Below are 14277 nucleotides of genomic sequence, written 5' to 3'. Positions count from 1 at the left end.
AAACGGGGACATGAACAGACGCGCGCGTACGGCGGCCCTGACGGCCGCGACGGCTATGGCACTGTCGGCGGCCCTGGCGGCTCCGGCGGTGGCGGCGGGCCCGGTTGCACCCGGCGGCCACGACGCGACCGAGCGGGCCGTCCGGGCCGCGGTCGCCGACGGCGTCCCGGGCGTGACGGTGACGGTACGGCGGGGCCACGGCACCTGGGCCGCCACGGCCGGCGTCGGCAACGTGAAGACAGGCCAGCCGCGTTCGGCCCGGGACCACTACCGCGTCGCCAGCATCACCAAGACGTTCGTCGCCACGGTCGTCCTCCAACTGGAGGCGGAAGGGCGGCTGTCGCTCGACGACACCGTGGAGGAGTGGCTGCCGGGCGCGGTACGGGGCAACGGCCACGACGGCGGCCGCATCACGATCCGGCAGCTCCTGAACCACACCAGCGGCATCTTCGACTACCTGGAGGACCCGGGCTTCCAGCAGACCTACATGACCGCGGACGGCTTCATGAAGCACCGCTTCGACGAGGCGGCCCCTGAGGACATGCTCGCCATCGCGATGAAGAACCGCCCCTACTTCGAGCCCGGCGCGTCGTTCGCGTACTCCAACACCAACTACCTCCTGGCCGCGCGGGTGATCGAGAAGGCCACCGGCAACGACTACGGCGACGAGATCGACCGCCGGATCATCGCCCCCCTGCACCTGACCTCCACGTCCGTCCCCACCCGGGTGACGCTGCCCCGGCCCAGCAGCCGCGCCTACTCCAAACTGGCCAGGGAGACGACGGGTCCGACGTACGACGTCACGGAGCTGAACCCGCGCCTGGCCTACGGCTCCGGCCAGATGGTCTCCAGCTCGGCCGACCTGACCCGCTTCTACTCGGCCCTGCTCGGCGGCAGACTGCTCCCGCGCGAGCAGCTGAAGGAGATGAGGACCACGGTCGAGTCCAGCCGGGAAACCAGCCGCTACGGCCTCGGCCTGGTCGACCGCAAGCTCAGCTGCGGCATCCACGTCTGGGGCCACGACGGCGGGATCTACGGCTCGAACTCGGACGCGGTGACCACCGAGGACGGCCGGCACTCCCTCGCCGTCAACTTCAACGGTGACTGGTCGGGGAGCACCGACGCGATCATCGAGGCGGAGTTCTGCGGCCGATAGCGACGCACGGCCCGAGGAGGGGCCGCCGGTGTGTCCCGGCGGCCCCTCCTCTCCCCTCCTGGTCCTGCCCCGGGTCCGTCACTACCGGGGCAGTGCCACGACATACGCCGCCGGTTCGCGGTCGACCGAGGCCATCAGGGCCGTGCGGAGCACCGTCGCCTGCTGCTCCGGGGAGTCGCGGAGCTTGCGCGGCGTGATGTGGACGACCGTGATGCCGAGCCGCTCCAGGTGCTCACGCTTGCGGGCGTACTCGGACCACAGGGCGTCGTCGTCCTGCCGGGGCGCCCGGGTGTCGAGTTCCACCGCCACCGCCTGGTCGGGCCAGTACGCGTCGAGGCCGCCGAGGTAGGGGCCGCCGGGCAGGCGCAGGTCGACGTTCCAGACCGGGTCCGGCAGGCCGTAATCGCGGATCATCCGGTACAGGCGGTCCTCCGCGCGTGCCCGGCCCTCGGCGAGCAGGGAATCCACCGCGTCCACGACGTGCGGGCGGCTCAGCAGCCGGGCCTGGTTCAGTTCACGGACCACCGCCGCCGGGTCGCAGTGGCCGCCGCGGACCGCCTCCGTGAGCAGCCGGCGGACGGTGCCGGCGTCCGCGAGTTCGGCCACCGCGTCGGCCAGCGCGCGGGCGACCTGTGCCACCGGGACCCCCGTGACCTGCTCGGGGTCGGGCATGACGGGCGTGCGCACGATACGGGCGCAGCCCGTGGAGCGCAGCCTGCGCAGCCGCGGGACCAGGACGTCGATGGTGTCCAGGGACGGCAGCGGGGGAGTGGAGGAGAAGCCGTGCAGGGTCAGCGCGGCCAGGCCCGTGATCATCGCCTCGGGGTAGGCGGGGGTGTGCGGCCGGCTCCCGCCCGGCTGGGCGGGGACCCCGGTGCCGCGCTCCCGCGCCGCGTACATCAGCACCGCGTGCAGCCGCTCCTCGCTGGTCGGCGGACCCGGGTGGAGCAGGACGACGCCCGGCAGGAGCTGCTGCCAGGGGCCGCCCGCGCGGCACTGCTCGTTCGTCTCGGCGGTGGAGACGCCGTGCGAGCGGAGCCGGGCCGTGGTCGTCACGCGGGGGCGGCCGCCGCCGGACAGGTCGTGCAGCGGGCGGGGGGAGAGCGGGGCGTTGTGGGTCATGACCCGCAATTTCCCGCGCTCCGGCCCGCTTGGAACCGCTGTTACAAGTCCGTCGACATACACGGACAACCCGGCGCTAAAGGACGGATGTTCGGATGCCGAAAGTCCCTGGTCCGTTCGGGTGCGGGCCAGGGGTTACGGCTCGCGGGGCGTTCGTCTCGTAACGAAGGCGGAACGCCCAAATCCCAGGCCAAAGCTACTGGTCGGAGGCCTCGTCGCACGCCTGTCCACGCAACGCCCGTGCCAGATCGTCCCGGGACTCCAGCACCAGCCGGCGCAGCGCGGGGGCCGCCTCCTTGTGGGCGTCCAGCCACGCGTCCGTGGCGTCCAGCGTCGCCCGGGACTGCTGGAGGGAGGGGAACAGGCCCTGCACCACGTGCATGCCGATCTGGATCGACCGGTCGGCCCACACCCGCTCGATCGCCGCGAAGTACTTCTCGGCGTACGGCGCGATCAGCTCCCGCTGCGAGCCCTGGGAGAAGCCCGCGATGGTCGCCTCGACCATGGCGTTGGACAGCGCGTCCGACTCCACGACCTGCGCCCACGCCTGAGCCTTCACCGCCTCGGACGGGCGGGCGGCCAGACAGCGCACCTGATGGCGCTTGCCGGAGGCCGTGTCGTCCCGGGTCAGCTCCTCGGTCAGCGCCTTCTCGTCCACGGCCCCGTGCGCGGCCAGCGGCTCCAGGAACGCCCAGCGCAGCTCCTGGTCGAGGTCCAGGCCCTCGACGGTCGCCGTGCCCGCGAGCAGGTCCCGCAGCAGCTCGAAGTCGGCCTCGGCGGTGGCCGTCCGGGCGAAGAAGCGGGCCCAGGCGAGCTGGTGCTCGCTGCCCGGCCCGGCCGCGTACAACTCGCGCCGGGCGCCCTCGGCGAGCAGCCGGGCGGCCGTCTCGCGCCGGGCGGGCGCCGTGTAGTGGGTGACCGCCGACTCGGCCCAGGCGTGCAGCATCTGCACCACGCCGATCTCGGACTCGCGCCCGCCGAACCGCAGCACCAGGTCCACGAAGTCCCGCGCCGGGAGCAGCGCGTCACGCGTCATGTTCCACAGCGCCGACCAGCACAGGGCACGCGCGAGCGGGTCGGTGACCGCTCCCAGGTGCTCGCGCAGGGTCGCAAGCGAGGTCTCGTCGAAGCGGGTCTTGCAGTAGGTCAGGTCGTCGTCGTTGACCAGGACCAGGTCCGGTGCCCCGGCTCCGGCCAGTTCCGCCACGACCGTCCGCGCGCCGTCGACGTCGGTCTCCACGCGCGTGTAGCGCTCCAGCGTCCCGCCGTCCGTCACCCGGTACAGGCCCACCGCGATCCGGTGCGGGCGCAGTTCGGGGTGCGACTCGGCCGCCTCCTGCACCACCGCCAGCTCTTCGACGCGGCCGTCCGCGCCCAGCAGTACCTGCGGCGTCAGCGAGTTCACCCCGGCGGTCTGCAGCCAGGACCGCGACCAGGCGCTCATGTCCCGGCCGCTGGTCTCCTCCAGCACCGACAGCAGGTCACCGAGGCGGGTGTTGCCGTACGCGTGCCGCTTGAAGTAGCGCCGGGCGCCCTCCAGGAATGCCTCCTCGCCGACGTACGCCACGAGCTGCTTCAGCACCGACGCGCCCTTGGCGTACGTGATGCCGTCGAAGTTGAGTTTGGCGTCCTGGAGGTCCCGGATGTCCGCGGTGATCGGGTGGGTGGAGGGCAGCTGGTCGGCGCGGTAGGCCCAGGCCTTGCGGCGGTTGGCGAAGGTGATCCAGCCGTTGACGAAGCGGGTCGCGCCGACGAGTGAGAACTCGCCCATGAAGTCCGCGAAGGACTCCTTCAGCCACAGGTCGTCCCACCACTCCATGGTGACCAGGTCGCCGAACCACATGTGCGCCATCTCGTGCAGGATGACGTTGGCCCGGCCCTCGTAGGACGCCTGCGTCACCTTCCCGCGGAAGATGAACTCCTCCCGGAACGTCACCAGGCCCGGGTTCTCCATCGCGCCCAGGTTGTACTCGGGCACGAAGGCCTGGTCGTACTTCCCGAACGGGTACGGGTAGTCGAAGTGGTCGTGGAAGAAGTCCAGGCCCTGCTTGGTGACGAGGAAGACGTCGTCGGCGTCGAAGTAGGGCGCGAGGCCCTTGCGGCACAGGGCGCCGAGCGGGATCTCCAGCGACGTGCCGTCCGTGAGGGTGCGTGTGTAGGAGTCGGTCACGTAGTGGTACGGGCCCGCCACCACGCAGGTGATGTACGTCGAGATCGGCTTGGTCTCGGCGAACCGCCACACCCCGTCGGTCTGCTCGCCGGCCCCGTTGCTCCACACCGTCCAGCCCTCGGGGGCCCGCACCTCGAAGCGGTAGGGGGCCTTCAGGTCGGGCTGCTCGAAGTTGGCGAAGACCCGGCGCGAGTCGGCCGGCTCGTACTGCGTGTACAGGTACACCTCGCCGTCCTCGGGGTCGACGAAGCGGTGCATGCCCTCGCCGGTGCGCGAGTAGGCGCACTGGGCGTCGACCACCAGCTCGTTGTCCGCGGCCAGGTCCTCCAGCGTGATCCGGGAGCCGTCGAAGACCTCCCCGGGGTCCAGATCACGGCCGTTGAGTGAGACGGCCGTCACACTCGGCGCGATCAGGTCGGCGAAGCTGCTCGCCCCGGGCTCGTTGCAGCGGAAGCGGACCGTCGTGACGGAGCGGAACGTGCGGGGCCCGTCCCCCGGGCCCTCGCCGACCGCGGACCGCAGGTCGAGGGACACCTCGTACCCGTCGACGCTCAGCAGGGCGGCCCGCTCCCGGGCCTCGTCGCGGGACAGATTCTCACCGGGCACGGGTGGCACTCCTCGGATGTCGTGGGGTACGGCTGAACAGGACCGATCCTGCCACGTGCCCCTGACGCGGGGCAGCCGGGAATGACGGGAGCTCACACCGGCGTTGCCGGAGAAACGGTTTCCTGCTGAGGAGAGACATGTCGGACAAGACCCCCGTCGACTTCTGGTTCGACCCGCTGTGCCCCTGGGCCTGGATGACCTCCCGCTGGGTTCTGGAGGTGGAGAAGGTCAGGGACATCGAGGTCCGCTGGCACCTCATGAGCCTCGCCGTCCTGAACGAGAACAAGCTGGACGAGCTGCCCGAGGAGTACCGCGAGCTTCTGGAGACCAAGGCGTGGGGCCCCGTCCGGGTCGTCATAGCGGCGCAGCAGGAGCACGGCCCCGAGGTCCTCGGCGACCTCTACACCGCGCTCGGCACCCGCATCCACAACCGGGCCGAGGGCCCCGGCAAGGAGACGGTCGCCGCCGCCCTGAAGGACGTCGGCCTGCCCGAGTCCCTCCTGGAGCACTGGGACTCCACCCCGTACGAGGCCGAGCTGCGCGCCTCCCACAAGGAGGGCATCGACAAGGTCGGCCAGGACGTCGGCACCCCCGTCATCGCCGTGCCCGGCTCCGACGGCGAGCAGATCGCCTTCTTCGGCCCGGTCGTCACCCCGGCCCCGCAGGGCGAGGAGGCCGGCCGCCTGTGGGACGGCACCCTCGCCGTGGCCTCGGTCCCCGGCTTCTACGAGATCAAGCGCTCCCGCACCAAGGGGCCGGACTTCTCCAACCTGTAGGGCTCACTCCGCGGGGACGGCCTGGATCTTGAGTTCCTCGGGGAGCAGGCCGTCCTCGCCGCGGTTGAGGTAGCGCTGGTACCACCGGCAGCCGGCGGCGGTGCAGCGCCAGTAGTCGTCCACGAAGTGCCCGTGCCCCTTCTCCGCCCGGACCGCCGCCCGCTCGGCGGCGTTGAACATCCGGAACTCCTGCATGGTGCCGCAGGTCCGGCACGCCCGGCTCACCGTCATCAGCTCCTCCTCGCGATCACCGCCAAGTCCGGGAAGTCGGTTACGACCGCATCGACCCCCATGCGGTAGTACAGCGCGTATTCCGCGAACGCGTCCCCGAAATCGTTCGCTCCGCTCCCGCGCCGGAACCGCTCCGGCAGGAACTGGTTCTCCGCGCGGAAGGTGTACGGCCCGATCCGCAGCCCCGCCGCGTGCGCGTCCGCGACGAGCGTCGATTCCGCCACCGAGGACTTGTCCGGCCCGATCCAGTCCGCGTACTCGGCGATCCGGGCCAGTCCCGCCGGCGTCATCATGTCCCGGTAGGTCGTCGAGGGCAGGTCGTACGGCCCGCCCGTCGTCCCCAGCGCCTGCCACAACGGCACGTTCAGATCCGTCATGCGCCGCAGGCTCGTCGGTTCGAAGGACTGCACGACGCACTCGCGCCGACCGAGCCGGCCCAGGCGGACCGCGGCCGCCAGCTTCGGCTCCAGCGGCAGTCCGATCGAGCGGAAGTACGTGGGGTGCTTGGTCTCCGGGAAGACCGTGATCGTCCGGCCGTGCTCCCGCGACAGCCGCCGCGCCAGGTCCACGACCTCCTGGAAGGTCATGACCTCGGCCCGCCCGTCGAAGACGGTATTGCGGTTGCGGACGGCGGGCAGCCGCTCCACCGCCCGCAAGGTCTTCAGCTCGGCCAGCGTGAAGTCCTCCGTGAACCAGCCGGTCACCTGCCTCCCGTCGACCGTCTTCGTCGTACGGCGGTCGGTGAACTCCGGGTGGCGGGCCACGTCGGTCGTCTGGGAGATCTCGTTCTCGTGCCGGACCACCAGCACGTGGTCCCTCGTCGGCACCAGGTCCGGTTCGATCCAGTCGGCGCCCGTCTGCACGGCGTACGTGTACGAGGCGGCCGTGTGTTCCGGGCGCCAGCCGGCCGCGCCGCGGTGGCCGATGACGACCGGGCCGCCGCCCTTGCGGGGCTCGGCCGCCGCCGGGCCCGCCGTGGCGGCTGTCGCGGTTCCCGCGGCAGCCGCGAGCAGGAGGGATCTCCGTCCGAGTCGCATACGACTCCCCTTCGTCGAAGGCGGGTTCACTTCCGTGCCCGGGCCCGTGCCCCGGCCAGCCGGTCCAGGTGTTCCTCGTAACCGCTCGCGTAGAAGGCGGCCCGGTCCGGGTCCGGCTCGACGACCGCCGTCGGTTTCGTCCACGCCTCCGCGTCCAGCCGCACCCCGTACCGCCCGGCCGCCGCCAGGACCGCGCCCCGGGCGCCCACCTCGCCCTCGACGACCCGCAACGGCCGCCCGAGCACGTCGGCCAGCAGCCGCATCCAGGCGGAACTGCGGGTGCCGCCGCCGCAGACGGCCAGGCTCCCGGTGAGGCCCGCCGCCTCCAGGCAGTGCCGGGCCGCGTACCCGATGCCCTCGCAGGTGGCGCGGACCAGGTCGCCCCGGCTCGACTCCAGGGAGACGCCCGTGAGTTCGGCGCGCAGGCGCGGTTCGACGAAGGGGGCGCGTTCACCGGAGGGCGCGAAGTACGGCAGCACCCGGACGCCGTTCGCGCCCGGCGGCGTCCCGGCCAGCAGACCGTCCACCTCGTCGTGCCGCACCCCCGTCGTCGACAGCACCCAGTCCAGCGCGGCCGTGCCGACCATGGCGGGCATGGCGCGCAGCCAGTGCCCGGGCCGGTCGGTGGAGATGTACAGACCGGCCGGTTCGCCGGTCAGGTCGAGTTCCGTCGTGGCGACCAGACTGGCCAGACAGGTGCCGACGATCAGCAGACCGTCCCCCGGCGACGTCACCCCGGCGCCCAGCGCGCAGGCCGGCAGGTCGTAGGGCCCGTTCGCGATCCGTGTCCCGGGCGGCAGGCCCTCACCGCGCGCCCCGGCTGTGGCGACCGGGTCGCTGACCGGGGCCAGCAGGCCCCTGCGGTGCGCCAGTCCCAGCAGTTCGACGACCCGGTTGTCGTAGGTCCGGGTCCGCGGGTCCAGGAACGGCATCGACGCGTCCGACACATCCGTCGTCAACCCGGCGCCCGTCAGCCGTTGGAACACCATGTCCTTGCAGTACAGGGCGGCCTTCGCGGCATCCAGCGCCTTCGGTTCGTGACGGTCCAGCCACGCCAGCAGCGGGCCCGGGGAGCCCGGGAACATCGCACCGCCCGTTCGCCGGAACACCGTCTCGAAGGTGCCGTCCGCCAGCCACCGGTCGACCAGTTCGTGCGCCCGCCCGTCCATCCAGGAGGCGGCGGGACGCACCGGCCGGCCCTCGCCGTCGACCAGCCACACCCCGTCGCCCTGCCCCGTGAGCCCGGCCAGCTCGACGGGCTCCGCCACGGCGGAGGTCAGCGCTTCGAGGACCGCGACGACCTCCCCGTACACCTCCTCCATGTCCTGCTCGACGACCCCGCCCCGCAGCGTCAGCCCCACCGGGCGGGATTCCACGGCCAGTTGGCGGCCCGCGGAGTCGAAGGCCGCCGCCTTGACCATGGACGTGCCCACATCGATCCCCACGTACATGCGGCTCTCCTCCCGGTCCTCAGGTCAGGCAGTGCGCGAGCGGCTCCCCGCGCACCCAGCGGCCCACCTCTTCGGCGGCGATCCGGGCGGCCTTCTCCGCGACCGCGCGCGACGCCCCGCCCAAGTGGGGGGTGAGGACCACGCGGTCGGCCAGCCCCGGCAGCCGGGACTCCGCGGGCAGCGGCTCCCGCTCGTAGGTGTCCAGCGCCGCCGCCGACACCCGGCCGCTCTCCAGCGCGTCGCACAGCGCCCCCTCGTCCAGCAGCGGCCCCCGGGCCACGTTCACCACCACCGCACCGGACGGCAGCAGCCCCAGCTCCCGGGCGCCGATCAGCCCCCGCGTCTCGGGCGTGAGCCGGGCGTGCAGGGTGATCACCTGAGAGCGGCGCAGGAGGTCGTCGAGCGAGGTCACGCGCAGGCCGTGGATCTCGCCGTGCACATACGGGTCGTAGACCATCACCCGTGCCCCGAAGGCGCACAGCACGCGGGCGACCCGGCTGCCGACGGCCCCGTACCCGACCAGGCCGACGGGCAGGTCCTCCAGCTCCAGTCCGCTGCGCTCGTACGTGTAGTACGTCGCCCCCTCCCAGCTGCCCCGCCCGGCCAGCGGGGCGTGGGCCTGGGGGATGCGGCGCAGGGCCGACAGCATCATGCCGACGGTGAACTCGGCGGTGGCGGCGGCGTTGCGGCCCGGCGCGAAGCACACCCGCACGTCACGGTTCTTCGCGGCGTCCAGGTTGACGTTGACCGGCCCGCCCCGGCAGACCACGACCAGCCTCAGGTCCGGGCAGGCGGCGAGGACCTTCTCGGTGACCGGGCCCATCTGCGTGACCAGCACCTGCGCCCCGGCCAGCGCCTCGATCATCTCGTCCTCGGCGTCACTGGCCTCCTGCACCTCGGCGACCGGCCCGAACGGCTCCAGCGGCCAGCCGAGCCGCACTTCCCTGACGTCGGCCCGCTCCACCTCGTGCTCCACCGCCCGCGTGATCAGCGACGGCAGGACGAAGTGGTCACCGGCGGCCACGACACGCACGCTGTTTCCGTCACTCATCGCAGGGCCTCTCCTGTCTCGGCGTCGAAGACATGGGTGTGCCGGGGGTCGGCGGCGACCCGGACCCGGTCGTCGTGGGCGAGCCGCACCTCGGGGTCGGTGAGGACGACCAGATGCCGCTCGACCCCGTCCAGGGCGAGGGTCGCCAGGCCCGACTCCAGGAGCGGTTCATGGGCGACGACCCGGGCGGGCAGGCCGCCTTCGGCGGTGAGCCGGACGTCCTCGGGGCGGATCCCGACCACCACCTCCCGCCCCCGGTCCACCGGCACGGGCAGGGCGATCCGCACCGAGTCGGAGAGGCGGGCGTGGCCGTCGCCGCCGGAGATGCCGGGCAGCAGGGTGATCGCGGGCTCGCCGACGAAGTCCGCGACGAACACGTTGGCCGGGCTGTCGTAGATCTCGTAGGGGGTGCCGAGCTGCTGGATGACGCCGTCCTTCATCACGGCGATCCGGTCGGCCAGGGAGAGGGCCTCCTCCTGGTCGTGGGTGACCAGGATCGTGGTGTGGCCCAGGTCCTTCTGGATGCGCTTGAGTTCCCGGCGGGTGGAGTCACGCTGGGCCGCGTCCAGGTGGGAGAGCGGCTCGTCGAGGAGCAGCACGTCGGGTTCGCGGATCAGGGCCCGGGCCAGGGAGACGCGCTGCTTCTGGCCGCTGGAGAGGCCGGCCGGGCGGGCGTCGAGAAGTCCGGTCAGGCCGACCCGCTCGGCGATCTCCTTCACCTTGCGCTCGACATCGCCCCGGGCGGCCCTCCTGCGGGCCTTCAGCCCGAACGCCAGGTTCTCCGCGACCGACAGCGGCGGATACAGCGCGTAGTTCTCGAACGCGACCCCGATGTTCCGCTGCTGAGCGGGCCGTTCGACGACCGACGCCCCACCGACCAGGATGTCCCCGCCGGTGACGGACTCCAGACCGGCGATCATCCGTAAGGTGGTCGACTTGCCGCAGCCGGAGGGGCCGAGGAGCCCGAGCAGTTCCCCGGACCCGAGGCTCAGGTCGATGCCGCGTACGGCGTCCACGGACGGCCGTCCGCGCGACCGGTAGGTCTTGCGCAGCTCACGTAGCTCCAGTCCCGTTCCCGTCATGGCCGCCCTTCATCGCGCAAACCTCGTAACGGACCTTGTGCTCGTCCAGATCCCGCAGTGCCTCCGGCGTCGCCCCGTCGTCCACGAGGAGCGTGTCGAAGCGGGACAGCGGGACGACCCGGTGCAGGGCGACCCGGCCGAGCTTGGTGTGGTCGATCAGCAGGACGTTCCGTGCCGCCGCGTCGAGCATCGCCCGCTTCACCGACACGATGTGCTGCTCCTGGTGGTAGGCGTAACCCCCGTGCACGGCCGACGTCGACGCGAAGCACACGTCCACCCGGAGCTGTTCGACCGCCTCCACGCACGACACGCCCAGGAACGAGGAGTGCAGCGGGTCGTAGTCGCCGCCGAGCGCCATCAGGTGGATGCCCCGCTGGCCGGACAGGAGGTTGATCGCCTCCAGGAAGTTGGTGACGACCGTCAGCGGTGTGATCTCGGCCGTGCGCAGCCGCCTGGCTATCTCCAGCGTGGACGTCGAGTCGTCCAGCAGGACCGCCATCCCGGGTTCCACGAACCGCAGTGCGTGCTCCGCGACGGCGGCCTTCTCGGCCCGCATGGTCTTCAGCCGGTACTGCACGTTCGACTCGAAGACCCCCGACGGCTGTGCGGTCACCCCACCCCGGAACTTCCGTACGATGCCCTGCCGCTCGAGCTCGTCGAGGTCCCGGTGGATGGTCATCAGGCTCACCCCGAACCGCTCGGCGAGCTCCGCCGCCGTCGCCGAGCCGTCCGCCAGCACCTGCTCGGCCATGGCGGCCTGCCGCGCCGCGGGCCCCTGCTGTCCACCACTGCTGTTGCTGCTCATGACTGCGTCTCTATCCGTCGTCCCGGTCGCTCCGGCCGGTCGGCCTCGAACAGCAGCAGGTTCTCAGGCCGGACGTCGAGCCGTACCGGATCGTCCGGACACAGGCGCGCCGCGTCCGCCCGGGGGGCCACCAGCGACACCCGCTGCTCCCCGGTCCCGAGCCGGACGGTGACCTCGACGGACCGGCCGAGGACCTCGGTGACGTACACCGTCCCGGTCAGCTCGTGGCCCTCGCCGCCGTGCAGGGCGATGTCCCGGGGGCGCAGGCCCACCAGTACCTCCGTGCCCGGTGCGGCCTGGGCACGGACCGGCAGTTCCACACCGCCGTCCGAGCGCACACCGCTCTCCGTCACCACCCCCGGCAGCAGATTGATCCGGGGCCGGCCGAAGGCCCGCGCGACCTCCGTGTCGTACGGCTCGTACCAGATCTCCTCCCGCGTCCCCGTCTGCACGATCCGGCCCTCCCGGATGACCCCGATCCGGTCGCCGAGCGCCAGTGCCTCGACCGAGTCGTGGGTGACGTAGAGGGTGGTGGTGTGCTGCACGGCCCCGATCGCCTTCAGCTCGGCCCGCATCTGCTGGCGGAGCTTGGCGTCGAGGTGGGAGAGCGGCTCGTCGAGCAGGAAGGCCCGGGCGGGCCGGACCAGGACCCGGCCGAGGGCGACGCGCTGCCGCTGCCCGTTGGACAGTTGCCCGACGGGCCGGTCCAGCAGCCCCGAGATGCCCAGCAGTTCGGCGATCGCGCCGATCCGCTGCCGGGCCTCGGCGGCGGGCAGCCGGTGCCGGGGCGAGCGCAGCGGCGAGGCCAGGTTGTCGTAGGCCGAGCGGTGCGGATAGAGGGCGTAGCTCTCGAAGCACATCGCCACGCCCCGGTCGTACGGTTCGACCCCCCGCATGTCCTCGCCGTCGAGTACGACCGTGCCGGAGTCGGGCTGTTCGAGCCCGGCGACGGTCTTCAGGGTGGTGGTCTTGCCCGCGCCGGACGGTCCGAGCAGACAGAAGAACTCGCCCTCCCGCACCTCCAGTTCGAGCTCGTCGAGGGCGAGGGTCTTCCCGTACGCCTTGCGTATCCCGCTCAGCCGGATCATGACTTCACCGCCCCGAACGACAGGCCCCGCACCAGGTACCGCTGGATCGTCAGCGCCAGCAGCAGCGGCGGTACGACGGACACCAGCGCGGCGGCGGCCGTGAGGTTGTACTTGGGCCGGTCCCCGCCGAGGAACGACAACGCGCCCACGGTCACCGTCTGGGCCTCGTTGGAGGTGAGGATCAGCGGGAAGACGAAGTTGTTCCAGGCGAAGATGAACGCCAGCAGCGACACGGCCGCGATGCCGGGCTTGACCAGCGGCAGGGCGACCTTGAAGAACGCCTGCTTGCGGGTGTAGCCGTCCAGCAGGGCGGCCTGCTCCAGCTCGGGTGTGAGGTCGGCGAAGTAGGACCGCATGATCCACACGATCAGCGGCAGCGTCACCAGTTGCAGCACCCACACCATGCCGACGTACGTGTCGAACAATCCGAGCTTCTGGTACAGCACGAACAGCGGGATGATGACGGTCAGTTCGGGTGCGAAGCGGAACGACAGCAGCGTGAACATCAGGTTCTCGGAGCCCTTGAACCGCCACCGCGCCGAGGCGTAGGCGGCCGGCAGTCCGACCACCAGCGACAGCACGACCGCGCCCACCGACACCACCAGGCTGTTGACGAAGAACCGCACGAACGGGATGCCCTCGCTGTCGCCGAGGACCGTCCGGTAGCCGTCGAGCGTGGGGGAGAAGGAGAAGTAGGTGGAGAAGAGCTGGTCGGCCGGTTTCAGCGACAGGATCACCATCCAGGCGATGGGGAACAGCGCGAAGACGAAGTAGAGGATCAGGGCGGTGTCGCACAGCCACCCCAGGACGCGTTTCCTCATGCGGTGACCTCCGCGGCCTTCCGCTGGATCTTCCCCAGATGCTTCACCAGCACCATCGCGGCCAGGTACACCACGGCCCACAGCACGATCGTGTAGCTGATCCCGAAGGAGTACCGCTGGAAGCGGATGGCTTCCAGGTAGGCCCGGATCTGCAGGACGACGGTCGAGTCGCCCGGCCCCCCTTCCGTCAGGGCGTAGATGATGTCGAACACCTTCAGCGAGTCCATGAAGCGGAAGATCACCGCGACCAGGACGTACGGCCACAGCATCGGCAGGGTCAGCCGGCGGAAGGTGTACCACCATCCCGCGCCGTCCACGGCCGCCGCCTCGAACGGGGAGGTGGGCAGCGACCGCAGACCGGCGAGGGCGAGGATCGCCACGAACGGGGTGTACACCCAGACGTCCACGGCGATCGACGACAGCAGCGCGCCCGTCGGGGTGTCGGTCCACTGCACCCCGCCCAGCCCGAAGGGCTTGAGCAGGTGGTTGACCACCCCGACCGACGGCTGGAGCATCAGCTTCCAGATGATCGCCGCGATCACCGGGGCGATCATCAGCGGCAGGATCAGGATCTTCTCCAGCACCCGGCCCAGCAGGGACGAGCGGTGCAGCAGCAGGGCGACGGCCACGCCGAGCACGGTCTCGGCGAGCGCCGCCCCGACCGCGTACAGCACCGTCACCCACGCCGAGTTCCAGAACGCCTCCTGGGTGAAGACGGTGGTGTAGTTCTCGAACCGCACCATGTCCGGCTGCGGTTTGCTCGCCGAGAAGTCGAACAGCGTGTAGTACAGGCCGAGCCCGAACGGGTAGAGGATCCCGCAGGTCAGCAGCAGTGCCGGGACGATCAGGAGGTACGGGCGCAGGGCGAGCCGCCACCCCAT

At 71.5% G+C, this 14277-nt stretch carries 13 protein-coding genes; 2 read left to right on the top strand and 11 right to left on the bottom strand.

Translation table 11 applies throughout. The annotated features are described in order from the left end of the window. Nucleotides 1-10 precede the first annotated feature (10 nt). On the top strand, nt 11-1156 hold the full coding sequence (locus HNR57_RS07760) for a serine hydrolase domain-containing protein (protein ID WP_184558205.1): 1146 nt from the start codon (nt 11-13) through the stop codon (nt 1154-1156). An 81-nt stretch (nt 1157-1237) separates the two neighbouring features. Here the strand turns inward: HNR57_RS07760 and HNR57_RS07755 are convergent, their stop codons facing one another. Together HNR57_RS07755 and pepN are read right to left on the bottom strand one after the other, a co-directional pair. Continuing rightward, nucleotides 1238-2278: a hypothetical protein gene (locus HNR57_RS07755; RefSeq protein ID WP_184558202.1), complete on the bottom strand. Its 1041-nt coding sequence runs from the start codon at nt 2276-2278 to the stop codon at nt 1238-1240. A gap of 196 nt (nt 2279-2474) precedes the next feature. After that, nucleotides 2475-5054 carry an aminopeptidase N gene (gene pepN / locus HNR57_RS07750; RefSeq protein WP_184558200.1) on the bottom strand — a complete coding sequence of 860 codons (2580 nt, stop codon included), beginning with the start codon at nt 5052-5054 and terminating at the stop codon, nt 2475-2477. Nucleotides 5055-5191: 137 nt separating this feature from the next. Between pepN and HNR57_RS07745 the strand changes: the two genes are divergently transcribed. After that, nucleotides 5192-5830 (top strand): mycothiol-dependent nitroreductase Rv2466c family protein, encoded by a 639-nt coding sequence (locus tag HNR57_RS07745; protein WP_184558183.1) that lies wholly within the window; start codon nt 5192-5194, stop codon nt 5828-5830. Nucleotides 5831-5833: 3 nt separating this feature from the next. On the opposite strand, the gene HNR57_RS07740 is transcribed toward HNR57_RS07745, so the two are convergent. The 9 genes from HNR57_RS07740 to HNR57_RS07700 are packed head-to-tail and all read right to left on the bottom strand — an operon-like array spanning nt 5834 to nt 14277. Further along, the gene (locus HNR57_RS07740; protein ID WP_107454981.1) at nt 5834-6061 is read right to left on the bottom strand and encodes a hypothetical protein; all 228 of its coding nucleotides are present in this window, start codon (nt 6059-6061) and stop codon (nt 5834-5836) included. Next, nucleotides 6061-7098 (bottom strand): glycerophosphodiester phosphodiesterase family protein, encoded by a 1038-nt coding sequence (locus tag HNR57_RS07735; RefSeq protein WP_184558166.1) that lies wholly within the window; start codon nt 7096-7098, stop codon nt 6061-6063. The genes HNR57_RS07740 and HNR57_RS07735 overlap by 1 nt, the downstream gene beginning before the upstream one ends. A gap of 26 nt (nt 7099-7124) precedes the next feature. After that, a complete protein-coding gene (locus HNR57_RS07730; RefSeq protein WP_184558162.1) occupies nt 7125-8549 on the bottom strand; it encodes an FGGY-family carbohydrate kinase in 1425 nt (474 codons plus the stop codon). Between the two features lie 19 nt (nt 8550-8568). Beyond that, nucleotides 8569-9600, bottom strand: coding sequence for a 2-hydroxyacid dehydrogenase (locus tag HNR57_RS07725; RefSeq protein ID WP_184558159.1), 1032 nt, complete (start codon nt 9598-9600; stop codon nt 8569-8571). Beyond that, complete coding sequence (locus HNR57_RS07720; RefSeq protein WP_184558156.1) at nt 9597-10682, bottom strand: ABC transporter ATP-binding protein; 1086 nt, start codon at nt 10680-10682, stop codon at nt 9597-9599. Before HNR57_RS07720 ends, HNR57_RS07725 begins: the two co-directional genes overlap by 4 nt. Continuing rightward, nucleotides 10654-11487 (bottom strand): DeoR/GlpR family DNA-binding transcription regulator, encoded by an 834-nt coding sequence (locus HNR57_RS07715; RefSeq protein WP_184558151.1) that lies wholly within the window; start codon nt 11485-11487, stop codon nt 10654-10656. Before HNR57_RS07715 ends, HNR57_RS07720 begins: the two co-directional genes overlap by 29 nt. Further along, entirely contained in the window at nt 11484-12575 is a 1092-nt protein-coding gene (locus HNR57_RS07710; RefSeq protein WP_184558149.1) for an ABC transporter ATP-binding protein, read from the bottom strand. The genes HNR57_RS07715 and HNR57_RS07710 overlap by 4 nt, the downstream gene beginning before the upstream one ends. Next, nucleotides 12572-13396 (bottom strand): carbohydrate ABC transporter permease, encoded by an 825-nt coding sequence (locus HNR57_RS07705; RefSeq protein ID WP_184558146.1) that lies wholly within the window; start codon nt 13394-13396, stop codon nt 12572-12574. Before HNR57_RS07705 ends, HNR57_RS07710 begins: the two co-directional genes overlap by 4 nt. Next, nucleotides 13393-14277, bottom strand: a complete 885-nt coding sequence (locus HNR57_RS07700) for a carbohydrate ABC transporter permease (protein WP_184558143.1) — start codon at nt 14275-14277, stop codon at nt 13393-13395. Before HNR57_RS07700 ends, HNR57_RS07705 begins: the two co-directional genes overlap by 4 nt.

The sequence above is a fragment of the Streptomyces paradoxus genome (genome assembly GCF_014202475.1).
Classification (GTDB): Bacteria; Actinomycetota; Actinomycetes; order Streptomycetales; family Streptomycetaceae; genus Streptomyces; species Streptomyces paradoxus.
The sequence above is the reverse complement of the archived record's forward strand: the minus strand, read 5'-3'. Positions and strand labels throughout refer to the sequence as shown.